General features: G+C 43.2%; 24 protein-coding genes. 12 read left to right on the plus strand and 12 right to left on the minus strand.

Going from position 1 to position 23,305, the window contains the following annotated elements; genetic code table 11:
* On the plus strand, positions 1 to 840 hold the full coding sequence (gene pdxK, locus BSO02S_RS22300) for a pyridoxine/pyridoxal/pyridoxamine kinase (protein WP_066072885.1): 840 nt from the start codon (positions 1 to 3) through the stop codon (positions 838 to 840).
* 73 nt (positions 841 to 913) lie between these two features.
* Here the strand turns inward: pdxK and BSO02S_RS22305 are convergent, their stop codons facing one another.
* From BSO02S_RS22305 to BSO02S_RS22315, 3 genes are read right to left on the minus strand one after another with little or no spacing between them, the layout of a single operon-like run.
* Complete coding sequence (locus tag BSO02S_RS22305) at positions 914 to 1,993, minus strand: Ger(x)C family spore germination protein (protein ID WP_066072887.1); 1,080 nt, start codon at positions 1,991 to 1,993, stop codon at positions 914 to 916.
* The gene (locus BSO02S_RS22310) at positions 1,990 to 3,081 is read right to left on the minus strand and encodes a GerAB/ArcD/ProY family transporter (RefSeq protein WP_066072890.1); all 1,092 of its coding nucleotides are present in this window, start codon (positions 3,079 to 3,081) and stop codon (positions 1,990 to 1,992) included. The genes BSO02S_RS22305 and BSO02S_RS22310 overlap by 4 nt, the downstream gene beginning before the upstream one ends.
* A 25-nt stretch (positions 3,082 to 3,106) precedes the next feature.
* Positions 3,107 to 4,591: a spore germination protein gene (locus BSO02S_RS22315; RefSeq protein ID WP_066072940.1), complete on the minus strand. Its 1,485-nt coding sequence runs from the start codon at positions 4,589 to 4,591 to the stop codon at positions 3,107 to 3,109.
* A gap of 315 nt (positions 4,592 to 4,906) precedes the next feature.
* Between BSO02S_RS22315 and BSO02S_RS22320 the strand changes: the two genes are divergently transcribed.
* Positions 4,907 to 5,239, plus strand: coding sequence for a YojF family protein (locus tag BSO02S_RS22320; RefSeq protein ID WP_425320390.1), 333 nt, complete (start codon positions 4,907 to 4,909; stop codon positions 5,237 to 5,239).
* 23 nt (positions 5,240 to 5,262) lie between these two features.
* The gene (bshB2, locus tag BSO02S_RS22325; protein WP_066072894.1) at positions 5,263 to 5,934 is read left to right on the plus strand and encodes a bacillithiol biosynthesis deacetylase BshB2; all 672 of its coding nucleotides are present in this window, start codon (positions 5,263 to 5,265) and stop codon (positions 5,932 to 5,934) included.
* 188 nt (positions 5,935 to 6,122) lie between these two features.
* Here the strand turns inward: bshB2 and BSO02S_RS22330 are convergent, their stop codons facing one another.
* Positions 6,123 to 6,866 (minus strand): Crp/Fnr family transcriptional regulator, encoded by a 744-nt coding sequence (locus tag BSO02S_RS22330; RefSeq protein WP_084375142.1) that lies wholly within the window; start codon positions 6,864 to 6,866, stop codon positions 6,123 to 6,125.
* A 254-nt stretch (positions 6,867 to 7,120) separates the two neighbouring features.
* Here BSO02S_RS22330 and BSO02S_RS22335 point away from each other — a divergent pair, with 254 nt between their 5' ends.
* The 7 genes from BSO02S_RS22335 (at position 7,121) to BSO02S_RS22365 (ending at position 13,798) form a co-directional block, all read left to right on the plus strand.
* On the plus strand, positions 7,121 to 7,564 hold the full coding sequence (locus tag BSO02S_RS22335; protein WP_066072896.1) for a cytochrome c family protein: 444 nt from the start codon (positions 7,121 to 7,123) through the stop codon (positions 7,562 to 7,564).
* 22 nt (positions 7,565 to 7,586) lie between these two features.
* Entirely contained in the window at positions 7,587 to 9,452 is a 1,866-nt protein-coding gene (nosZ, locus tag BSO02S_RS22340) for a Sec-dependent nitrous-oxide reductase (protein ID WP_066072898.1), read from the plus strand.
* 96 nt (positions 9,453 to 9,548) lie between these two features.
* The gene (locus BSO02S_RS22345; RefSeq protein ID WP_066072900.1) at positions 9,549 to 10,127 is read left to right on the plus strand and encodes a hypothetical protein; all 579 of its coding nucleotides are present in this window, start codon (positions 9,549 to 9,551) and stop codon (positions 10,125 to 10,127) included.
* Positions 10,124 to 11,464, plus strand: coding sequence for a nitrous oxide reductase family maturation protein NosD (gene nosD, locus BSO02S_RS22350; RefSeq protein ID WP_066072903.1), 1,341 nt, complete (start codon positions 10,124 to 10,126; stop codon positions 11,462 to 11,464). Before BSO02S_RS22345 ends, nosD begins: the two co-directional genes overlap by 4 nt.
* Positions 11,428 to 12,225 (plus strand): ABC transporter permease, encoded by a 798-nt coding sequence (locus BSO02S_RS22355; RefSeq protein ID WP_066072905.1) that lies wholly within the window; start codon positions 11,428 to 11,430, stop codon positions 12,223 to 12,225. Before nosD ends, BSO02S_RS22355 begins: the two co-directional genes overlap by 37 nt.
* Positions 12,222 to 12,899: an ABC transporter ATP-binding protein gene (locus tag BSO02S_RS22360; RefSeq protein ID WP_066072907.1), complete on the plus strand. Its 678-nt coding sequence runs from the start codon at positions 12,222 to 12,224 to the stop codon at positions 12,897 to 12,899. The genes BSO02S_RS22355 and BSO02S_RS22360 overlap by 4 nt, the downstream gene beginning before the upstream one ends.
* Entirely contained in the window at positions 12,896 to 13,798 is a 903-nt protein-coding gene (locus BSO02S_RS22365) for a FixH family protein (protein WP_066072910.1), read from the plus strand. The genes BSO02S_RS22360 and BSO02S_RS22365 overlap by 4 nt, the downstream gene beginning before the upstream one ends.
* 231 nt (positions 13,799 to 14,029) lie before the next feature.
* Here the strand turns inward: BSO02S_RS22365 and BSO02S_RS22370 are convergent, their stop codons facing one another.
* From BSO02S_RS22370 to BSO02S_RS22380, 3 genes are all read right to left on the minus strand, one after another.
* On the minus strand, positions 14,030 to 15,112 hold the full coding sequence (locus BSO02S_RS22370; RefSeq protein WP_066072912.1) for a PQQ-dependent sugar dehydrogenase: 1,083 nt from the start codon (positions 15,110 to 15,112) through the stop codon (positions 14,030 to 14,032).
* Between the two features lie 17 nt (positions 15,113 to 15,129).
* Positions 15,130 to 15,984: a Cof-type HAD-IIB family hydrolase gene (locus BSO02S_RS22375; RefSeq protein ID WP_066072913.1), complete on the minus strand. Its 855-nt coding sequence runs from the start codon at positions 15,982 to 15,984 to the stop codon at positions 15,130 to 15,132.
* Between the two features lie 71 nt (positions 15,985 to 16,055).
* Positions 16,056 to 16,700: a DNA alkylation repair protein gene (locus tag BSO02S_RS22380; protein ID WP_066072944.1), complete on the minus strand. Its 645-nt coding sequence runs from the start codon at positions 16,698 to 16,700 to the stop codon at positions 16,056 to 16,058.
* A gap of 130 nt (positions 16,701 to 16,830) precedes the next feature.
* On the opposite strand from BSO02S_RS22380, the gene BSO02S_RS27620 reads away from it, so the two are divergent.
* Entirely contained in the window at positions 16,831 to 16,986 is a 156-nt protein-coding gene (locus BSO02S_RS27620; RefSeq protein ID WP_169802787.1) for a hypothetical protein, read from the plus strand.
* A gap of 49 nt (positions 16,987 to 17,035) precedes the next feature.
* Here the strand turns inward: BSO02S_RS27620 and BSO02S_RS22385 are convergent, their stop codons facing one another.
* Together BSO02S_RS22385 and ybaK are read right to left on the minus strand one after the other, a co-directional pair.
* Entirely contained in the window at positions 17,036 to 18,136 is a 1,101-nt protein-coding gene (locus BSO02S_RS22385) for a PRK06851 family protein (RefSeq protein ID WP_066072915.1), read from the minus strand.
* 159 nt (positions 18,137 to 18,295) lie between these two features.
* Complete coding sequence (gene ybaK, locus BSO02S_RS22390) at positions 18,296 to 18,772, minus strand: Cys-tRNA(Pro) deacylase (RefSeq protein ID WP_066072917.1); 477 nt, start codon at positions 18,770 to 18,772, stop codon at positions 18,296 to 18,298.
* A 237-nt stretch (positions 18,773 to 19,009) separates the two neighbouring features.
* On the opposite strand from ybaK, the gene BSO02S_RS22395 reads away from it, so the two are divergent.
* The gene (locus BSO02S_RS22395; RefSeq protein ID WP_066072920.1) at positions 19,010 to 20,818 is read left to right on the plus strand and encodes a TIGR04190 family B12-binding domain/radical SAM domain protein; all 1,809 of its coding nucleotides are present in this window, start codon (positions 19,010 to 19,012) and stop codon (positions 20,816 to 20,818) included.
* A gap of 41 nt (positions 20,819 to 20,859) precedes the next feature.
* On the opposite strand, the gene BSO02S_RS22400 is transcribed toward BSO02S_RS22395, so the two are convergent.
* From BSO02S_RS22400 to BSO02S_RS22410, 3 genes are read right to left on the minus strand one after another with little or no spacing between them, the layout of a single operon-like run.
* The gene (locus tag BSO02S_RS22400; protein ID WP_066072922.1) at positions 20,860 to 21,567 is read right to left on the minus strand and encodes an ABC transporter ATP-binding protein; all 708 of its coding nucleotides are present in this window, start codon (positions 21,565 to 21,567) and stop codon (positions 20,860 to 20,862) included.
* A complete protein-coding gene (locus BSO02S_RS22405) occupies positions 21,567 to 22,343 on the minus strand; it encodes an ABC transporter ATP-binding protein (protein ID WP_066072924.1) in 777 nt (258 codons plus the stop codon). The genes BSO02S_RS22400 and BSO02S_RS22405 overlap by 1 nt, the downstream gene beginning before the upstream one ends.
* The gene (locus tag BSO02S_RS22410) at positions 22,321 to 23,292 is read right to left on the minus strand and encodes a branched-chain amino acid ABC transporter permease (RefSeq protein ID WP_066072926.1); all 972 of its coding nucleotides are present in this window, start codon (positions 23,290 to 23,292) and stop codon (positions 22,321 to 22,323) included. The genes BSO02S_RS22405 and BSO02S_RS22410 overlap by 23 nt, the downstream gene beginning before the upstream one ends.
* Positions 23,293 to 23,305: the final 13 nt, after the last annotated feature.

Genomic DNA, 23,305 nt, shown 5'->3' on the forward strand with positions numbered 1-23,305 from the left:
ATGACGATTAAAAAAGTAATGACGATTGCCGGCTCGGATACAAGCGGCGGGGCTGGGATTCAAGCAGATTTGAAGACGTTCCAGGAGCTTGGTGTCTATGGAATGACAGCACTTACAACGATTGTAACGATGAATCCGAAAGATTGGCATCACAGTGTTTTTCCACTTGCGGTTGATACACTTGAGACACAAATTGAAACGATTCTTTCTGTCGGCATCGACGCGATGAAGACGGGAATGCTCGGCACCGTTGAAATTATTGAATTAGCGGCGCGAAAAATCGATGAAAACAAACTCGAACGTGTGGTTATTGATCCGGTTATGGTTTGTAAGGGAGAAGATGAGGCCTTACATCCGGAAACGACGGATGCGATGCGGGAATTTCTGTTACCGCGTGCTTTAGTTGTCACACCGAATCTTTTTGAGGCTGGCCAGCTTGCTGGGACCAAAACACCGCATACCTTGGAAGAAATGAAAGAAGCAGCCGTGAAAATCTACAATCAAGGGGCAAAATTTGTTCTGATTAAAGGCGGCAGCAAGCTTCATTCTGAGGAAAAAGCCGTTGACGTCCTCTATGATGGGCAGGAATTCACGCTTTACGAGTCGGAGAAATTCGAAACCACCTATACCCACGGGGCTGGCTGCACCTATTCCTCGGCCATTACTGCCGAACTAGCGAAGGGGAAATCCGTTTATGAGGCAGTCGAGGTGGCGAAAGCCTTTATTACAGCTGCCATTCAGGAAGGCTTCCGCTTAAATGACTTTGTTGGTCCTACTTGGCATGGGGCATACCGCAGCGACAAAAGTGTTACGGAGTATTGCGAAGATTGTAATGAATAGAAACTAGCAAAAGAGCCGGTCATTGACCGGCTCTGACTTTTCTATCGTAAGTTCCTATACCCGTTTTAACCTTTTAATCCACCACCCCTTTTTCAATTATTGACACCTTTGCCCTTACGCTTATTTTTACATCTGAATAATGTTCTAACCACTTACGATCATTAAAATTTCTTGTCCGGCTGCGAACTTGTTCTCCAAAGCCCAGTGGATCAATCTTTAACCTCTGAAAAGTGCGAATCATAGCAGCCGCTTGGTGTTCTAAATCCTTTTCCACTTGTTTCCTAATTAGATTAATTTCCTTTTCGTCTGTCTTTCTGCCCGTGTATTCCCTAATAATCCCTTTCACCTTCACATGGATATTAATTTCTGGAATTCCTTTTACGTTTTGTACCCGATAGCTATTTTTTGTATTAATATTCTCGATGGCAGCATATTCATTATTTTTTAACCTTAGTTTGTAAGTCCCTAAACGAAGGTTTTCTGACAGTGCCTGAAAAATAAATTGCTGGTCCTGCCGAAGGCTTTTCACATAATGATCATCCTTAAATAAAGCAATCCCCTTAAAATATATATCCTCATTTTTTTGCTCAATCAGCGGTAAAAACGGATCCTTTAATTCGGAATTGTAATCGTTTAGAAATTGATGGAGATTGGTCTTTGGCACTAAACCTGCCTTCATATTTTGTTCAATTAGCATCGATAAATAAACACCCGTGTCGCGATCACCATACTTCTTATTTAAAAGTTCATTTGCCTCCCCATCGACCACCACAATCATCATTCGTTCACTGATGGAAGGATCCCTTTGCAATGAGTCCACTAAACCGCCAATTCCCTGTTTGGCCACCTTTTTACTATATAATGCCACTTCAGTTTTGCCGTTTACTACCTGCCGGGCCGCTTGTCGATTAATTTTGCTTAAGGTTTTTTTACTCAACTCATCACTAGCCGTAATTGTTCTATTTCCTACGCTTTGGTCAGGTTTATAAACAGGCAGGACTGCCGTGGCTTTAACCGTATCTTTATCGACATAGTCGTATCCTATCGCAGATGTCATGTTAATATCATCTAAAATCTGCCTTTGTACCCGGCCAAACAGATAAGCAGAAGAAATGATTATGATCACTGCAGCAATTTTTAACTTTTTCTTCATCCTTTTTTCCTCACTTTAAAACGAAGATGATAACAGACAAAGAGGAAAGGTATATAGCCAAACAAGGTATAAAAGCCCACTGTTGCTACCCATTTATTATATTGGTGGATGGTTTCTCTCTCCATTAATAGGCAGCAAATGAGAAAACAAATAAGTAAAAGGAAGACGAGGACTTTCTTCTGCTGAAGCTTAAACATTTCCTTTATCCCACGGCTTGCCGACCATAACATCAAGCAAACGATTGGCAGCATGACAACAACCCAAGAGGTTACGCCGATAAGTTCGAAGCGCTCAACAAAGGGAAGTTCAATAATTTTCCACATCATTAACGTCGGCCACAGAACTTTTTTTAAATACCCCTGATCAAAGAAACCTAATGTAACAATCATAACTAAAAGATAAAGGGTAATGGTCACAAGATTTCCATAATGGGCCCACTTTTGTGAACTCGCTGGCCTTTTAATAAAAGAATAATAAAACAATAAGTATTCAAATCCGGAAAAAGAAATGGCTGCACCCTTAATAGATTTGGCTATTTCATAGATGGAATGGTCAAAGATTGGAAGCAGATTACGAAAATTTGAAAATGGGATTGGTACAAAAAAGGTTAAAATCAAATAAGAGGGTAACAAAACAGACAAAAAGCAAACACCAGTCACAATGCGAAAGCCGCCTGAAACAACATAATAGACACTGAGTAAAAAGACTAAAGCAAACGGCCATGTTTTTAGTAAAGGAAACATCCACACTTGAACAATTTCTATATACGAACGCAGCACGGTTATACTCTCCGCTAGGACATAAACAATGAAGAGAAGGCTTAACAAATTACCAAGCCATTTTCCAAAAGTACGTTGGTGAATTGTAATTAGATCGCCCTTATCCTTATTGAGCATCGAGTACATCATCCAAATGATTATATGAACAAGGATTCCTATAATTAGGATTGAAATCCACGCATCATGGCCGACAAACTTGACGATATCCCGTTGAAAGCCTAACACCCCTACCCCATATTGCATACCATGCATGAGAAAAAAAACAAGGAAGGGGGAGACAAGAAACTCATTCTTAATCGCTGTTTTCATGTGTTGCCTCCTCTACGATTGACCGTTACTCATCGATATCATGCACCTCTTTTGCCTGCTTTTCCGAAAAGCGAATTTGATTTTTTGTTTGTAAATTGATCGGTCTTTTTGATTGAGAAGAAAACGGCAGGCGGATAATGATATCCTTAAAGTCCTTAAGCCTTGGCGGGTAGATGGGTTCAAGGTACGGTCTGCCCAAGGACGTTAGCCGCAGTAAATGGACCATTAAAAAGATAAAGGCAATAGCAATCCCTAACAGTCCCCACAAATCCGCAAGCAAGAGAAACGGAAACCGCAGTAATCGAATCGTATTACCCATTCGGTATACCGGAGTCGTAAAGGACGCTAACGCGGCAAGTGCGATAATGATCAGCAGCACATTGCTCGTTAACCCTGCATCAACGGCCGCTGTTCCAATCACGATACCACCTACGATACCAATCGTTTGGCCAACTTTTGACGGAAGCCTTGCGCCAGCTTCCCGGAGCAGCTCAATCGTTAGCTCCAGTATGATGGCTTCAAGAATGGGCGGCAGGGGAATATTCCGTCGTGAGGCTACTAAGGTTACCATTAAATCTTTCGGTATTAATTGATAATGATACGTTAAAACGGCCACATAAATCGGGGTCACCAAAATAGAAAAAGACACAGCAAGGATCCGAATGACCCTTAATGCCGAAGCCGTCTGCCAATTGACATAATAATCCTCAAAGGCATTAAATAGTTCCATGACTGAAATCGGTCCAATCAAGGCATGGGAAGAACCATCAGCGAGGATGACGACACTGCCTTCCGCCAGCACACCTGCGACCCGGTCTGGCCGCTCCGTATCAATTAATTGCGGAAAAATCGAATTCCCATTATCTGCAATTAATTGTGCAATAAAGGAACTGTCAAGTATTTGGTGGAATTGCAAATCAGTAAGACGCTGACAAACGGTATTTACGTTTTCTTCATTTGTGATTCCTTCCATATATAAGACGGCCACTTTTGTTTTCGAAAGTGCTCCAATCGTAAATTCTTTTACCTTTAATTCTGAGATTGGCAATCGTTTGCGAACTAAATTTAAATTTGTCGTTATTGACTCGACAAATGCTTCTTTCGGGCCAACAACACTATACTCTTCTTCTGGAATGGTTACCTCACGTGCCTTTTTCATTTCTGCACGGACAAGGGCGCAGATCGAATCCTTTTCATCTAGTTGAATAAGGACAGACCCTAGTAAAAGCTGATCTTGAATTTGTTGTAAATCACTTGTAATTAAGACATCTTCGAAAGGAAGGGCTGCCTTTGCCTCTTCTAATGTGGTAAAGGCTGTTTTGTTTAAAAAAGGGAGGATGTCACGATGCAAAATCTCGACATCAATTAACGTCCCAAAATAAGAAATCCAATAGGCTTGTGGCGACTGTGGATGATGAAAGTGAACAAAGTCTCCAGATTGTTTGTACCTATTTATTAACGCAAAAACTGTGTTTTGGTCGTGTTCAGCAGGATGTTTTCGAAACCACATTCTCACAGATCATAATCCCTTCTGGCATATCTAAAAACTATCTATCTAGGATTAAGGATTTCCAAGTAAACTTTTCTTAGTAAAGTTAATTGTTACCAATTGATGATTTTGTTTAAGCAATCATTTCGCATTTTTTACCTAATTTTAGTATGATAGTTACATTATTAATTAAAATAGTCATTAGACATCATCAAAGGGTCTGATCCCTCTCGCTAAACTCTTTACAGTAAAAGGCTTAAACATTTTTCACTATATATTCTCATTGAGGGGTCAGACCCTTCAGGGAAAGGAGGGCCATCTTTGGAACTTATTGATATGAAGCAAGTGCAGGCTGCGATCAACAGCTTTGCCAATCAAGATGTTTATATTCACCTTGAGACAACCAACGGGGCCTACGCATCACATAACGATCAATCTTTCTTTTCTGCTGGCGCTTATATTCGTAATGCGCTTGTCCGCTATGAGCTGGGCAAAATCACCGGTAACGGTCCATTTCGTGTTGGTTTAAAAATAAATCTGGGCTGGATCTATGCAGAAGGCCTTACACATTTTGAAATCGATGAAGACAATCGGCTATTACTCGCAGGCCACGATAGTAACGGAAAACTTGCCGTTGCATTGGAGATCAGTAGCACGCCTTTTGAATAATGGCCCAGAGAGGAGAATGATTTATGGAAAAAGAACGGCAGCTTTTAGTTGTTTTCCCACATCCTGATGATGAGGCATTTGGGGTATCTGGTACGATTGCGACACATGTTCAGAATGGAACTCCTGTTACTTATGCTTGCTTAACCTTAGGGGAAATGGGACGGAACATGGGCAATCCCCTGTTTACCAATCGTGAAAACCTTCCTAAGATTAGAAAGGAGGAGTTGAAGGAGGCAGCCCGGGTGCTCGGCATCCAGGACCTTCGCATGCTCGGATTCCGTGATAAAACGATTGAGTTTGAGGATGATGATAAACTAACGAACGTGATGTCGGCATTAATTGAAGAGCTGAATCCGTCGCTTATCATTACGTTTTACCCTGGCTATTCCGTTCATCCCGACCATGACGCCACCGGTGCGGCCGTTGTCAGAGCGGTTGAAAAGCTGCCCGCAGCCGCACGGCCGAAATTACACTGTGTCGCCTTCTCTAATAATTGCGTCGAGGAGCTCGGGGAGCCGGACATTATCAACAATATCAGCCCGGTTACGGAAACAAAGCTCGCTGCCATTCAAGCACATCGCTCGCAAACCGAGCAGATGTTCATCGGCATGGAGGAGAAACTAAAAAACCAAGACCCACAGGTCATGATGTGGATCAATAACGAACGGTTTTGGACGTATAAATTTGCACATTAAAAGCCCTTCAGTGTGAGGGCTTTTTTTTGTTGGCAGTTTAAAATTAGTAAAAGGCTATCTGACAGTAAATATGGTTTATCCGACAGTAACTTCAACTTATATGACAGTAACCTCAGCCTATCCGACAGTAACTTAAGCTTATATGACAGTAACCTCAGCTTATCCGACAGTAATCCCCAAACTTTTACTTAATATTCCCTATGCAGCAGTGTACAAAGCCCGCACCAATCCAGAATAACAATTTTCCGCGCCTTCAAATCAATCATGCCTTCTTTTTTCAGCTTGGAAAATACGCGGCTAACACTTTCCCGGGTCGTTCCGACAACGGTGGCAAACTCTTGAACGGTCAAGGGGATTTCAATATTCCACCTGTTTTGGCCGGTATTAAATTTATTTCCGAGCCGCTCGAGTGTCTTGACCGTCTTTGCATAGACATCGAGCAAGGCTACATCCCGCAGCTGCGATGTCATTTCCCTCAGTGTATCACTCATATAACTGATCATTTGCATCGAAAGCTCAGGGTAATTGTATAAATCCCGCTCCAATTCCAGCTTATCCAAAAAGAGAATCTCCCCGTCCTCGAGCATCGTCGCCGTCGCCGGGTAGCATTCCGTCTTTTGAGTAAACAAGCATGCTTCCGCAAATATATCCCCTTTTTGCTTCATACAAACAATGATTTCATTGCCGTTTTCATCCTGCTTTGTCAATTTGACGGCACCAGAATGGACAAAGTAAACACCCCTCGCTGCTTCGTCCTCCGCGATGATCTGCTTCCCCTTTTTAAAAACAAACGTCTGGATTCGTTTCTCAATGACTTGCAGTGACTTTTGCGATAAATCCTTGAAAATAACAATTTTCCGCAGTAAATCTGCCGTTTTCGCCTCCTGATAGACAGCAATGTGCGGGTCATTTAGACAATCGATTCGATTCATTTCTACCACCGCCTCGTTAGATTTTCCGTCCGGCATCTATTCCGATCGCCATTCTTACCATCTATTGTAAACAACTCCACCGGATGGTGTAGTGATGTTATTCACAAAACGTTCAATTTTTTTAAATGCGTCAGCTAAAGGCGTTTCACAAAACGTTCAAAAAGCGCTATAAAAGTGTGCTAAACATCACATTTTCTGCCTCGCCCGGAGTTTAGGATAAAGTTGTTCACTTGAGTAAAAAGGAGGGTTACAAATTGAATAAGGCAATTATCAGTTTTGTTATTAGTGCGCTGCTTGGCTTCGGTCTCGGCTACCTGGTATTTGATGTCATTCTCGGAAATTCTGATTCACAGCCGCAAGTGGCTCAAACGGAAACAAAAGATACAAGCGCAACTAAAACGGAAAGTAAGGACACTGCAGCTAAAACCACTTCCGCCAACGAAGACAATATCCTAAATAAAAGGGGATGCCTTGGCTGCCACAGTGTTGACGCGCTGAATTTAAAAGGCGGTGCCGTTGGTCCAGACCTTTCCCAAGCGTTTGTTAACGTCGAAGGCAAGCACGGCAAGTCAATCGAAGAATTCCTAAAAGCGCCGACTTCAGCGGTTATGTCAGGAGTCATAGGCAAAAATCCATTAACAGATGACGAGCGCAAGCAAGTTTTAGAACTGCTTAAGCAATCCTCTGAAGCAAAATAAAAGATAAGGTGGTGTAACCTAAATGAAAAAATGGATTCCAATCACAGCCGGATTACTTGCCGGTTTTGTGGCTGCTACGATAACATTTGCTGACTTTTCCGCAAAGACAAACACGGAAGCAGCTTCGAGCACAAAGAGTGATGCTGAAAAGGTTTATGTGCCTTTTGGTCAAAAGGATGATTATTATTTATTCGCTTCCGGCGGTCATTCCGGTCAAATGTTTATTTACGGGGTTCCATCAATGCGGAAAATCAGAACGATTCCCGTCTTCTCACAGGATTCCGCAACAGGCTATGGTTTTGACGAGCATTCTAAGAAAATGATGGGTGATTATACATGGGGCGACCTTCACCATCCAGCCTTCTCAGAAACAAAGGGCGACTACGATGGTAAATACATGTTTGCTACTGATGTGGGTAACAGCCGTGCAGCGGTTGTTGATCTTAAAACATTTACAACAAAAGACATCATCAAAGTTCCAAACACAGCCGGCCCGCACTGTGCAGCTTTTGTAACAGAAAATACTGAATACATGTTCCTGCCAACACGTTTCGCTGTACCGCTTGGCCAGAAATACGAATCGCTTGATAACTACAGCAAAGAATACCGCGGTGTGATGTCTGCTGTCACCTTTGACGAGAAAAACACCAAGTTAAATATTGCCTACCAAGTGGCTCTTCCGCCATGGTCCTATGACCTTTCCGATGCCGGTAAAAAGAGCTCAGCTGATTGGGCTGTCATGACGACCTATAATACTGAAGAAGCAACAACCAACCTTGAAATTAACGCATCACAAGCCGATCGCGACTACATCGTTCTTTTTAACTGGAAAGAGCTTGCGAAAATGGTGAAGGATGGCAAGTATGAAGATGTCGGCGGCCAAAAAATGATTTTCCCTGAAAAACAAAAAGGCGGCATTTATTTAGTACCGGTCGCCAAATCACCGCATGGCGTTGACGTGACACCAGATGGCAAGCAATTTATTGCCTCAGGAAAACTGGCACCAACGATGACCGTATTTTCATTTGAAAAAGCTTTTAAAGCTGTTGAGAACAAAGATTTTGCCGGTGAAAGAAATGGAATTCCAATCCTTGATTACAAATCAGTGATGGAAAGAGAAGTAAACCCTGAAAATGCCTTAGGACCGCTTCACACGCAATTTGACGAGAAAGGCATGGCCTATACAACGATGTTTATTTCTTCTGAAATCGTGAAATGGGATCCAAAAACGGGCGAAACACTAGACCGCGTGCCTGTTCAATACTCTCCAGGACACTCTGTTGCAGCAGAAGGCGACACCGTTGCACCGGATGGAAAATGGCTCGTTGCTTTAAACAAGATTGCGAAAGACAGCTACTTGTCTGTTGGCCCATCACACCCTGAATCAATGCAGTTAATTGACATCAGCGGCAAGATGAAGGTCATTCAATCGGCACCGGTTGATCCGGAACCGCACTACGCCCAAATGATTAAGGCAGATAAGATCAAGACGATTAATGTTTACCCTAAGGATGAAAAGAATAAGGACGCTGTTTACAAAAAGGATGATGCAAGAATTGTCCGCGATGGCAATGAAGTCCATGTTTATGGAATTGCGATGCGTTCGAAATTCATCTTTGATGCAAAAGCCAAACGTCCCGATGTGATCGAGGTCAATCAAGGCGACCATGTCTATATCCACTTAACGGATATTGATTTCGATGAGGATATTACGCACGGATTTGCCATCAACAGCTATAACCTAAACATGGAAGTTCAGCCTGGCCAAACCAATACAATGGAATTTATTGCTGATAAAGCCGGAACATACCCAATTTACTGCACAAACTTCTGTTCCGCACTACACCAGGAAATGAACGGCTACTTCCTTGTAAAACCTAAGAACTAACAAGCTTAATGCAGAAAGTAGGTGATGGGTATCAATTCTAGTGATTGATACCCTTCGCCATAAAAATCGGATTTCACTATAAAAGGTGTGGTTAACTTGAATGGTAGTAATGGTAAAAAATTATCAATCGTTTCTTCCTTGCTTATCGCTCTTTCCGCCGTTTTGATTGTCGTTAGCTTATTCTTCCCCTGGTGGCGGATGATTTTCTGGGCGCCGCAATATCCGGAAGGCTTAAATATTATTGTTTATCCCAATCGGCTTGAGGGGCAAATCGATATTGTTAACGGTCTCAACCATTATATCGGCATGGATAATTTCAGTGAAGCCAACTTCCCTGAATTAGGCTACCTTAAATACATTGTTGGCGGGTTAGCAGCCCTTACATTTATCACTGCACTCCTCCGCAAAAAGGCGGTCCTTTACGGTTTGATTGGGGTATTTATCGCAGGCGGGCTGGCAGGAGTTTATGACCTTCATCGGGCCCTTCATGATTATGGCACCAATTTAAGCCCTAAGGCGCCGATAAAAATTGACCCTTTTGTACCGCCAATTATTGGGCATAATACGGTGGCAAACTTTGTTACCAGCAGTCTGCTCGGACCCGGTACTTATTTGGTCATCGTTGCGTTTATTCTATTACTCATTCCGTTATGGAAGGATCGAAAAGCAAAATGAAAAAGTTAACGCTCTTCTCTTTCGTGTTTTTTCTTCTTTTTCTAATGAATCCTGAGAAAAATATGGCAGCCGAAAATTTACAAGCAATCATCGACTCCATGAAAGAAGGAGCGGTATTGAAGCTTGAAAATAAAACGTACGAGGGCAATATCGTTATTAACAAAAGCATGACGATTATTGGCTCGGATAAAACCGTGATCAAAGGAGACGGATCGGGAAACGTCATTTCCATCAAGTCACCGAATGTGAAGCTAAGCCGATTGACGGTAACGGGTAGCAGTATGGACCGGAACTCTAGCGAGGAATACGCAGGCATCAAGGTTTATACAAACAACAATACGATCGAACACATCAACATCCGCCATTCCTTTCACGGGATTTATTTAAGCCAGGCCCACGATAATAAAATTCGTTATAACCATATTCAGGGCATGGGTAAAGGCGAAATCGCCGCTCAAGGAAATGGACTGCATGTTTATTACGCCAATAATAACTTATTAGAAAAAAATACAATTGAGGGCACCCGTGACGGGATGTTCTTTGACTATGCAAACAACAACCACAGCTATGGAAATAATATTAGCAATACAAGATACGGCCTGCATTACATGTATTCCGATGAAAATACTTTTAAAAAGAATATTTTTACGATGAATACCGGCGGCGCCGCCATCATGAACTCGAATCATCTGAAACTAGAAGATAACCAATTTATCGTTAACTATGGAAACCAATCGTTTGGCCTGCTGCTTCTCCAGGCCAACGATAATTATATAGCGGGTAATACCTTTTACATGAACCAGCGCGGCCTCTATATTGACCAGGCCACAAGAAACACGATTATGGGCAACCGGATTATCCAAAACCAAATTGGGATTGAGCTGTGGGCGAGCTCCAATGAGCAAATCTTTACCTTAAACCGCATCTCTGAAAATACGATTCCTGTTGTTACCCTTGGCGGACAGGGGGCACGCAACTCCTGGAGCAAGAATGGCAAAGGAAATGACTGGGGCCCCGCCTTCCCGCTTACTGATTTAAACCAGGACGGCATCGGCGATTTTCCGGTCAGCTATCACTCTTCCTTGCATCAATTGATTGAGGACCAGGAATTGACGAATCTTTTTCTCAAAAGTCCTGCCATTAAAATCTTTGAAAAAATAAATGCCACACTTAAAAGCGATGAAGTCATGTTTAAAGACACGCACCCGTTAGCAGCTGCCAAGAGCAGCCACAAGACTTTTCTGTTTGCTGCTCTCGGGCTCGTGATTGGATTGATTTTACTAAAAGGGAGACATCAGCTATGCATTACATTTGGAAGGAATGGAAGGAAAACATAAGAGGAAAAGGACTGTGGCTTTCTTTAAGCATTATTGTTCTGATTTCAGTCAGCATTTTGTTTCGTTCCTCTGCCCTTTCATTTGATAAAGGCTTTTATGTGCTCTTAATCAATTTATTTGATACAATCATTTATTTTATCCCGATTCTCTGCCTGTTTATCGGCGCCTTCTCGATTTTTCAAGAAAAGGAACAAAAGACATTGATCATGCTGCTGACGAAGAAAGACAATTATGCGAGCTTTTTAGCTCGCAAAAGTTTAGGACTTTATACCGTCGTTCTCGTCCCGCTCATTACTTGGTTTTTCTTGTATTTATTACTATTAAAATTTAATTTACAGCTCGATATTAAAGGCTATTCCATTTTTGTGTTAGCGATTGTCTGTTTAAGCCTGGTATTCCTGCAGATGGGTGCAGCGATTGGCAGCTTCAGCCGCTCGCGGATGCAGATTATCGGCTATACGATTTTTGTTTGGTTTTACTTTTTCTTCCTGCATGATTTTATCTTGCTGTCGTTTTTACCAGACGTCACCCATGAAAATGTGAAACTCTTTTCAGCCGGCTACTTTTTAAATCCGTTGCAGGCTGTCAGGATGTTCCTCGAAACGGGGATGGGCGTTTATTCCTTTGGCCATATGTCTAGGCTCCTACAAGCATTTATGTGGACGAAGCCGGCCTCCTTTTTACTTGGCAATCTTGTATTCTGGCTTGCTGTTTCGTTTGGTACGGCGATTGTTTTCAGCCGCAAGGAGGGGTACGAATGATTAAGGTTTCGGGGTTAAACCAATCCTTTGGGAAAAAGAAAGTGCTAGATGCGGTCACAATTGAGATTAATAAAAATGAAATTTGTGCGCTTGTCGGCCGGAATGGCGCCGGGAAATCAACGTTTATTAATAGTCTGCTTGGACTGCTCCCTGTTAAGCAAGGGACGATTTCCATCAACGGGGTTACCGTATCGAAGAAAAATGATGCCTGGAAAAAGGCGATTGCCTATCTGCCGGAAAAATTCATGCTCTATCCGATGCTGACCGGACTTGAGAATATGACCTTTTTTGCAGAAGCTGTTTCGGGGGCGGCCGATTTGGCACGAATGGAACAAGCGCTTCGGTCGGTCAGCTTGTGGGACGACTGCAATGTCCAGGTGAAAAAGTATTCAAAGGGAATGCTGCAGCGCCTTGGCCTCGCGATTACACTTTATCAGGATTCAAGCATCCTAATTCTTGATGAACCGACGAGCGGGATTGACCCGATGGGAAGAAAGGAAATCCTCGAGGTACTTGCTTCCCTTCATGATAAAACGATTTTGCTCTCTTCCCACCATCTCGATGAAATCAAGCAGGTCTGTACGCATGTGGCTTTTTTAGATAATGGAAAAATGGAGAAATACACGGTTGATGAATTTTTGAAAACTCATCAGTTAGGGGGAATTGGGTCATGAAGAAACGAATGTTGTTTGTGCTACTACTGATGATTGCGATGCTGGCGGGCTGCAGTTCCGGCCCTGATTATACAATGAAGGTGACCAAGGAGCCCTATTATCAAAAAGACACAGCTTCTGGCTTTGAAATTAAGGTGTTGGAGAACAAAAAGGCCATTAAGGGGCTTAAGGTTACCGCGCAATTGTCGATGACCAATATGGATCATGGCAGCTATGATGTGAAGCTGGCAGAGGGGAAAGGCGGGACCTACTCCGGAAAAGTAATGCTGCCCATGGGCGGCAAATATGAGGCCGTGTTTACGTTAGAAAAGGATGGGAAAAAGACTGAAAAGGTCATTGACATCAACGTTGTTAAACCTAAAGGTGTTGCTAAAATTAACGGCGACTGGATTACCAATGAGGATATTGCTTTTTATCAGTTATTCAATAAGCTGCAGCTTGAAATGAACAAGGAGACTGCCCAGAAAAAATACAGCGGCAAGCAGCTAGAGGAAGAGCTCGCCTACCTAGAATCCCAGGAAAAGGTCAGCGAGGATAAAAATCAATTGTTAACGCAGATTATCCGTCTGCGCTCGATGGCGCTGCTGGCAGCTGAAAAGGGTCATAAGGCAACCGATGCAGAGGTGGATGAGGCCGTACTTAAGGTCCGTGACCAGTATAATCAGTATGATTCTGCTAAAAAGTTAATCAGCGAGTATGGAGAAGGTCAATTTTGGGCTACTGAAAATGAGCAGTTTAAGTTAATCGTTCTGTCGCAAAAGGTGCTAAAGGACTTGATTACCAAGGCACAAAAGGAAAACCCCAAAGCCGGCGACCAAGAAATCTACTACCAAGCACAAAAGGAATATGAAGACCTGCTCGTCTCCCAAGTAAACTCCTTAAAGATAGAAATTCTTTAGGGAGTTTCTGCGTTTTTCAGGCGCCAGCAAGTTATTAAAGACAAATCTTGGGTTTCTTCGGAGAAAATGTCTTTAAGAGCCCTTATTAAAGACAAAACTCTTCGGGTTTCCCTCGGAAATGTCTTCTAGAGCCCCCATTAAAGACAAAACTCACCTGGTTTCCTTCAAAAATGTCTTCTAGAGCCCCTATTAAAGACAAAATCCTCGGGTTTCCCTCAAAAATGTCTCCAATCATTCTCGGCTTAAATCCCCCAACCGCACCCGATACAATTTATCATCCCTCACGTAAGGAGTTCCGCGGCCATCCGTATTGTTGCTGACAAAGTATAAATACTCACTGTCAACCAAGACGTCCCTGATTCTCCCCAAACCGCTTATAACCACGCCAGTCTGCTTCCGTTCCAAGTCAAACTCACGAACCGCATTTCCTCTTAAAGCAGCCACATAAAGCCTTCCCCCAGCTGCGGTCATGCCTGAAGGCGCCCAAGTCTCATCACCCGATTGGAACAAAGGCGGCTCCATTCTCGCTTTCTGACCCGTTCCTTGTATAACCGGCCAGCCGTAATTCGCACCCGCTTCAATCCGATTAATCTCATCGTGGGCCGATTGGCCGTGCTCGCTTTCATACAATGTCTTCCCAATCCACACCAACCCCTGCGGATTGCGATGGCCATAGCTGTAGACAAGGGAATTGGGAAACGGATTATTACTAGGCACAGTGCCGTCCAAATTCATTCTTAAAATTTTTCCATTCAACGTATGTAACTTCTGTGCGGTTTCCGGAGTAGTTGCGTCACCGGTTGTGATATACAGCAACCCATCAGGGCCAATTGCAAGCCTGCCGCCATGATGATAGGCCGCACTCGGGATCTTATCGAGGAGGATTTCCCCCTCCGTCCACTCAGCTCCGTGATGCTCCAATACAACGACCCGATTAAATTGCCCTCCGCTTTCGTCTGAATACGTATAATAGGCAAATGCCTTTTGCTTTTCCGGAGGAAACCGCGGATCAAGGACAAATCCAAGTAACCCAGCCTCAGCTGCCTGTGCCAGCGGCTTTGCTAATCGTACGGGCTGACGTTCCAGTTTACCACCCTCAACCTTGACGATACTTCCAGTTCGTTCACTGATGTAAAAGGCTTGACCAGCCTTAGCAATCGACCATGGGACAGATAAATTTTCGGCGATGACATCCACATCCGGCTGCATCACAATCGCTTCATTCTCCTGCTGACCAGCGTCTTTTTTTTCAAAAAAGGAACAGCCGGACAGCAATAAAAACAGCGACAGCAAAATAGAACTGACCTTGTCCATTAGAGCCCATCCTTTCCTTACAATACTTCGAGGATGGCCTTGGCGACGCCGTTTTCGTTGTTTGTATCCGTGATGTGGTCACACAATGACTTTATTTCGTAATTGGCATTCCCCATCGCCACAGACCTGCCTGCTTTTTCAAACATGGAAACGTCATTATAATTATCACCAATTGCCATCGTCTCTGCTAAAGAAATCCCTTTTGCGTTCGCAAACGATTCCAGCGCAATTCCCTTTTGCGCCTGTTTATTGGTGATTTCAAGGTTTTCATGGCCTGAAGCGGAAACAGCTAATTCTTCAAACTCCGTAAGGGCTCTGTTTGCTGCTGCCAGCCTGTCAGCATCAAAGGAAAACGCCAGTAATTTATAGATTTGATAATTTTCATTCGCAAACAGTGCTTCATAATCGTCAATCTTATGGACCAAGCCATCGCTCAATCTGGCCTCCGCTGCAATTCTAACTTCTTGGACATTTACTTCGGGATTGGCGCTGACAACAATATCAACGAGAGTCGAAATTGCCTTATCCATATCAACCGTGTAGGCACCCTTATCTGTGTAAACCTCGTAGTACACATCATTTTCACTAAGCTTTAATGCTGCCGCTCTGGCCATTTGTTTACTGATGGGGGTTGCTGATAAAACCTCACCCTGTTCGGAACGGACCTCCGCCCCATTCACACATATAATCGGGCAGGATAGACCTGCCTCAGCCAAGACGTAGATTGCTTCCTGATACGACCGTCCCGTCGCAACCACAAACTCGATTCCTTGGGCTTGTGCTTTTAATATGGCTTCCTTATTTTCTGTGCTAATTTTCTGCGTGGAATTTAATAATGTGCCATCCATATCTGATGCAATACATTTAAACATGCTGTTCACCCTCTACATTTTTTCATTAGTGCCATTCTATCATTAAAGCAAATCAATATCGTCCCTAGTGCTCATTCTACATACTTGCTGCCTTCCCGAACACTTAATGGAGCCAAGCGAGTTCCTCCAATAAATTGCTTCACCGATGCCGGATTGGTCTTGGAATACTCCCTTAATGCCCAGCCAATCGCCTTTCGGATAAAAAATTCTGGACGAGCGGCATTTTGCACTATGTAGTGATAGAGCAGCTCTTCATTCGTGTTCTGTTTATATTTTAATTGAAAAAGAAGTGCTGCTCTCCGGAGCCACATATTTTCACTGACTGCCCAGCCATTCATTGTTTCCTCCACCACTTCCGGAAACTTTTCGGCAATTTTCCCAACCGCCTTTGGCGCGATTGCATCGACGGTATCCCACCATGATTTCGTGGTAATCAGCATTTCCATGAATGGCAAGTCACTTTTTTGCAGCTTATTCAGCGACTTTTCGATATAAACCAAGGCTGTATATTGGTATTCGCGTTCGTCCTTCTCCCAAAGCTCTTCTATCAATTCTTTGCTAAATGACTCTTTTAAAATCCCTGTTTCTTTAAAAAATTGCTTTTCTAGTTCCTTCCTTAGTGGAGACTTAATCCCTAAAAAAGGAAAGTGGTTTTTCATATAATTTTTCATTGGCTCGGCATTGACTTGATTACGGTTTTCTTCGAACAGCTTCATTAACAATTTTATTTTTGATGACAATGAAATCACTCCTCACACAACAGTTTGTCCTCATTTATTTGGTGTAAAACGCATAAACAGGTCCCCCGATGCCACACTATCATTAGCAGACAAGGAGGGATATCTAATGACTAAAAAGTTTAATAAAGGCAGCCACAATCAAAACGCCCCGCAGGCTGGGCATGCCGAGGCTGAGTTCGCCAATGAGTTTGTCAGCGGCGATAACAGCAAAGGAAATAAACGCAACACGAAGGCCCAAAAAAGTAAAACAAATCCAAGTTAAGTGGGCGCCGGTATTTTACCGGCACCCTTTTGCTAAACCAAATCAGCTACTAACCCTTGACCCCCGCCAACTCCTTTATTTCCTCCGCAATCCGTGCTTGAATTCTGTCAACCACTGAAAAGTCCATCGCCGCAACATATATGGCCTCCAGCTCATCATGCAGCGACTTTGCCTTAGCGAGATAGCTTGTTGCCTCTGTCATTTTACTTTTATATTTGGCGGCAATTTTACTAATAATATCTGCAAAAAGATCATCTGTGCCTGGATCAATCAGGATTTCATACATATCAATAATTTCATCGCCATCACGGCTCGGGAAATACTCATGCGGGGCCGTACTATCAAAAATCGCTATCCCCAGCTCCCTGAAAATAACCATATCGAGACTATGCGGATCAAAGCCGCAATGGTAGATTTCCACATCCACCCCGCGCACCTCAGCGGCAGTAGCCAGCTTTTTCAGCATCGTTGACTTCCCGGAACCGGGGCGGCCTTTAATAAAGTAGCGTTTCGAAATCTCTTCGGTTAGATTTGGGACATAATCAACCGCACCCTTTGGCGTTGCCGCACCTAAGAAACGATGGCGGATATTGGACGTTTTATTCAATTTCATTTTTCCAAAAAAGGATTCAATTAACTTGTTCGTTAATTGGTCAGCCTTTTTAAAATCCATACTATTAATATAAATTTTCTCCCAATCATCGTGGATTTCTAACGCTTCCTTAAACGTCGCATATGCCTTTTGGAAAGACGCGCTAATCTGCTCAGTCAACAGTTGAATAATCTTTTTCTGAACAGTAAGGGCCCTGGCATTCCAGGCATCGCCAAGATTAATATACTCTTCAACGGCCCCCGGTGCCTTCGGTTCAATCACATGCGGGGCTGTTCCGTCGACAATGCCCGCCTTCAAGGCCGGAATCAACACCCCATCAATGGAATTATTATCGGAGGAGCAATGCAGAAACTCGACATCGTATCCCTTTTCAACCCACTCATTGCCAATTTTCTTCATTAGTGAAGATTTGCCCGTTCCAGGGCCGCCCTTTAAAATAAACAAACGGTCCAGCCCTTGCAGATTGGAATCATAAAGACTATGGAAGCCCCTCGCTGTATTCCCTCCAGCAAAATAATTTCTGATTTTCCCTGCCACTTATCAACACTCCCTTTAAGCTACTCAACCAGCCTGCACATCACTGTTAAGACTTCTTTAGCAGGCATGTGTTTTTCCCAACAATCGCAAAGTTTTTTCACCATATCCTATGCTTTTGTCGCTTATAGGTGAGTGCCCATGGAAAAATTAATCAAATCTTCATTTTATTAATTCATGTATTTCCGCCTTGGTGATTTCCTTTAACCGCTTTGGTTCCAAGACAATTTGGACGCCAATTTTTCCAGCACTAACAACAATCGAATCAATCACCAAGCAGCTTTCATCAATAAAGGTTTGATATTCCTTTTTCATTCCAATCGGTGAACAGCCACCGCGGATGTAGCCGGTCCATTTTTGAATATCCTTGACGGGCAGCATTTCGACATTCTTTTCACGCGCCGCCCTCGCCGCTTTCTTCAAATCCAATTCCGCAGCAACGGGAATAACATAGACATAGATATTTTTGCTTTGCCCCTGGGCAACGAGCGTTTTATAGACTTCCTTATGGTCTCTTCCAATCTTCTCCGCCACCGATATCCCGTCAATTTTTCCATCCTTATTATCGTATGTAAGCATTTCATAGCTGACCTTTTTTGCGTCCAATATGCGCATTGCATTCGTTTTTGTCTGTGCCATTTACATACCCCGCCTTATCAATTTCTATCTTCACTATTAAGCATAACGGAAAGACGAAATTTACACAAAATAACCCAAATTCTGTCACCCAATCGTCACTCTATTATTCAATAATTATAGTAAACTAAACTTAACTCAATTATTAAACTGGATTGCCAAGGTGGCTAAAAGATTGAACTATTACTATTTGGAAGGTAAATATGTGAAATATATCACAAAAATATTGAGGTGGATTATATGAAATACGATTTAGTGCTTCTGCATGCACCAAGTGTGTATGACTTTCGAAAAAGCGCCCTTCTCGCTGGCCCGATCAGTGATGTTGTGCCGTCCTCACCTGTATTTGAAATGTATCCAATTGGGCTGACAAGTATCGCTGATTATTTGGAGCGTTACGGGCTGCGTGTCAAAATCATCAATATTGCCAATCGCATGCTAATGAATGAAAACTTTGATGTGGAGAAAAAATTAAGGAAGATCCAAACTAAAGCGTTTGGCATTGATCTCCATTGGCTGCCGCATTCGCATGGCAGTATCGAACTTGCAAAAATTGTGAAAAGGCTCCATCCGGACACACCGATGATCTTTGGCGGCTTGTCCGCTACATATTATCATAAAGAGTTAATCGACTATCCATTTATCGACTTCGTCATGCGCGGCGACTCCACAGAAAAACTAATGCTCCTGCTGATGAATAAAATTGAGGCCGGGAACACCCATTATGCGGATATTCCTAATTTAACCTGGAAAAAAGGCTCCGAAGGCGGCTACAATCCCATTACATATGTACCGAAGGATTTAGATGATATTGATGTCCCGGGATATCGCTATACAATCCGCTCTGTCTTTAAATATCGTAACTTCTTAGATCCGCTTCCATACAATGGCTGGCTCCAATATCCAAACACCGCCCTGTTGACCGCACGGGGCTGCTCACAAAACTGCCTGATCTGCGGGGGCTCGAAGGACGCCTATGACCAAAACTGTAACCGCAGCTCACTTGCCTTAAGGTCACCGAAGAAGCTTGTCGAAGACATTCAATTTATTTCACGCTTTAGCCGGGCACCCATTTTTATCCTGCATGACCTGCGCCAGGGCGGCCGTGACTATGTCAAAGAATTTTTCAGCCGCCTTAAAAAGCTCAATCTCAAAAATGAAATCGTGTTTGAATTATTCCAATATGCGGATGAAGAGTTTTTTCAACAAATGAATGCTAGTGTCCCAAAATACAGCATTGAAATTACCTTGGAAACCCATGATGAAAAAATACGGCGTTATAACGGCAAATTCAACTGTACGAACCAAAAGGTCATCGCGACACTGAATTTTGCTTTAAAGAATGGCTGTAAAAAAATTGACCTATTCTTCATGGTCGGTATCCCCGGGCAAACCTACCAGAGTGCTGTGGAGAACATTGATTTCTGCGAAACGATTCACCTGGCCTGTCATCAAGACCCAAGGGTTTTCTACTTTGTGGCGCCGCTTGCCCCGTTCCTTGACCCGGCGAGTCCTGCCTTTGAACATCCGGAAATCCATGGCTATAAGAAATTATGCCATACGCTTGAGGACCACCGCACAGCGATTGCCCAGCCCTCCTGGAAGCATATGTTGAGTTACGAAACAAAGGATATGACACGGGATGATATCGTTAATTCCACCTATGAATCTGCCCAAAAACTGAATGACTTTAAATTAAAATACAAGCTGATAGATCAAGAAGGGTATCAACATATCAAAGAAAAAATTGAGAAATCAATGGCTTATATTGAAAGGATTGATTACGTTCTTGCACTAACCAAGAATGAACAAGGTCCAGAACTAGCAAAAATTCAAAAGGAAATTGAGGAATTAAATAAATACAGCATCTGCGGGAAAAATGAGTTGAAGTGGGAAGTTCAAAAGAATTATGCCAACTTCTTTTCACTTGCTTTAGTAGGAATCGAGCAGCTTTATGAGGATTATGTTAACATCATTAGACATCGATTAAGACCGAAACGGCGCGAACAATTCCAGCTTGAAACGGAACATAGGGAAATGAAGATGTGATTAAATTAGAAAAGGTGCTGGGGATTTGTCCCAGCACCTTTTTAATGCCCACCAAGGTAGGCGTTTCTAATTTGATCGCTCTGACTAAGCTCTGCCGAAGTCCCTGAGGCGACAATCTTTCCTGTTTCAATCACATAGGCACGGTCGGCAATCGATAAGGCCATATTGGCGTTTTGCTCGACTAATAAAATCGTCGTTCCCGATTGATTGATTTCCTCAATAATCCGGAAGATTGTTTTTACTAACAGAGGGGCAAGTCCCATCGATGGTTCATCCAATATTAACAGGCGCGGCCTCGCCATCAAGGCCCGGCCCATGGCGAGCATCTGCTGTTCTCCGCCTGACAATGTCCCGGATAGCTGTTTCTTACGTTCCAGTAAGCGCGGGAATAGCTGATAGACTTTTTCAAAGTCTTCCTTGATTCCCTTTTTATCTTTTCTTAAATACGCACCCAATTCCAAGTTTTCTTCGACCGACATGTTGGCAAAGACCCGGCGCCCTTCAGGTACATGGGAGATCCCTCTCTTCACGATCGATTGGGCAACCTTCCCGGCCACATGTTCATTTTCAAACAAAATCTCGCCCGTTTTCGGCTTCAGCAGTCCGGAAATGGTTTTTAATAGTGTGCTTTTCCCCGCACCGTTCGCGCCAATCAGCGTAACAATCTCGCCCTGATTGATTTCCAGGGAAACTCCCTTCAATGCATGGATAACTCCGTAATAGACATTGATATCATTTATTTTCAGCATTAGGAAACCTCCTCGCCCAGATACGCCTCGATGACTTTTGGATTATTTCTGATTTGTTCTGGTGTACCATTGGCAATCAACTGGCCGTGGTCGAGCACATAAATTCGTTCACACACACCCATCACAAGAAGCATGTCGTGTTCAATGAGCAGAATCGTTAAATCAAACCGTTCACGGATTAACGAAATTAAATTCATCAGCTCTTCCGTTTCCTGAGGATTCATGCCTGCCGCCGGTTCATCCAGCAGCAATAATTTAGGATTTGCAGCCAGTGCCCTGGCAATTTCAAGCCGGCGCTGCTGACCGTATGGCAGATTCTTTGCCTTTTCGTGCATAACCGTTTCTAACTTGAAAATTTTTAAGAATTCAATTGCCTTTTCCTCCATTTCCTTCTCACCGGAAAAATGGGGCGGGAGGCGGAAGATAGAACTCAGGATCGAATGCTTAGCCTGGGAATGATAGGCAACCTTTACATTATCAAGGACAGATAATTCGCTGAACAAACGAATGTTTTGAAAGGTCCGGCTAATTCCCTTTTTTGTTATTTTATAGGGTGCAAACCCATTTAGTTTTTCACCATCTAACGAGATGGTTCCTTCTGTAGGTACATAAACACCCGTTAACAGGTTAAAAAAGGTTGTCTTGCCGGCACCGTTTGGTCCAATTAAACCGACAAGTTCACCTTGGTTTAATTCAATGTTCACTTCAGAAACAGCCTTTAGGCCGCCAAAGCGGATGCCGGCATTTTCTACCTTAAGCAACTGTGTTTTTGTCATGTTGCACTCCTCCTTTAGCGGATTTACCGACTTTAAAGAATGAGGTAATTTCTCTTGTTCCGAGCAGGCCTTGCGGACGGAACAACATCATTACGATTAAGACTAAACTGTAAATAACCATCCGAACCTCTGGGTAACTAGAAAGGAAGGCCGAAATAATCGTTAACAGGATAGCAGCAATGACGGCACCAGACATACTTCCCAACCCGCCAATAACTACTAAAATCAAAATATCAAAGGATTTCAAAAAACTAAAGTTTGTCGGCTGAATAATGTAAAAGTTATGGGCATGCAGGGCACCGGCCACACCAGCAAAAAAGGCGCCGATGGCAAAGGCGATTACCTTATAAAAAGTTGTATTGATCCCCATTGCATCCGCGGCGATTTCATTTTCTCTAATCGAAATACAGGCCCGTCCATGGGTGGAGTTCGTAAAATTGACAATCACAATAATTGTAATCAATACGCAGGCAATAAGCCATGGCCAGGTAATTAAATGGGAAACCGTCATCCCGCTGGCCCCGCCTACATAATCAATATTTAAGAAAACAATTCGCATAATCTCGCCAAAACCTAAAGTAGCAATGGCTAGATAGTCGCCGCGCAGTCTAAGCGTGGGAATCCCAATAACCAATCCCGCAAGAGCTGCCGCCGCACCACCGCCAATCAGCGCGACAGGGAAGGGAAGACCCAGTTTCATCGTGACGATGGCCGAGGCATAGGCCCCAACAGCGAGGAAGCCGGCATGTCCAATCGAAAACTGCCCGGTAATTCCAATAATCAAATGAAGACTAGCTGCAAGAATGATATTGATACAGATTGTATAAAGTGTATTTACATAGAAAGGGTTTAATGTACCCCCGTTAATCAGAAATTGTAGAACAACGGATAAAACGACAGCTAAACCGATTGACGTCCAGAAACCCTTTGCTTTTTTTACTATATTCATCGCTCATCCACCC

The sequence above is a fragment of the Neobacillus soli NBRC 102451 genome (assembly GCF_001591665.1).
Taxonomy (GTDB): Bacteria; Bacillota; Bacilli; order Bacillales; family Cytobacillaceae; genus Neobacillus; species Neobacillus soli.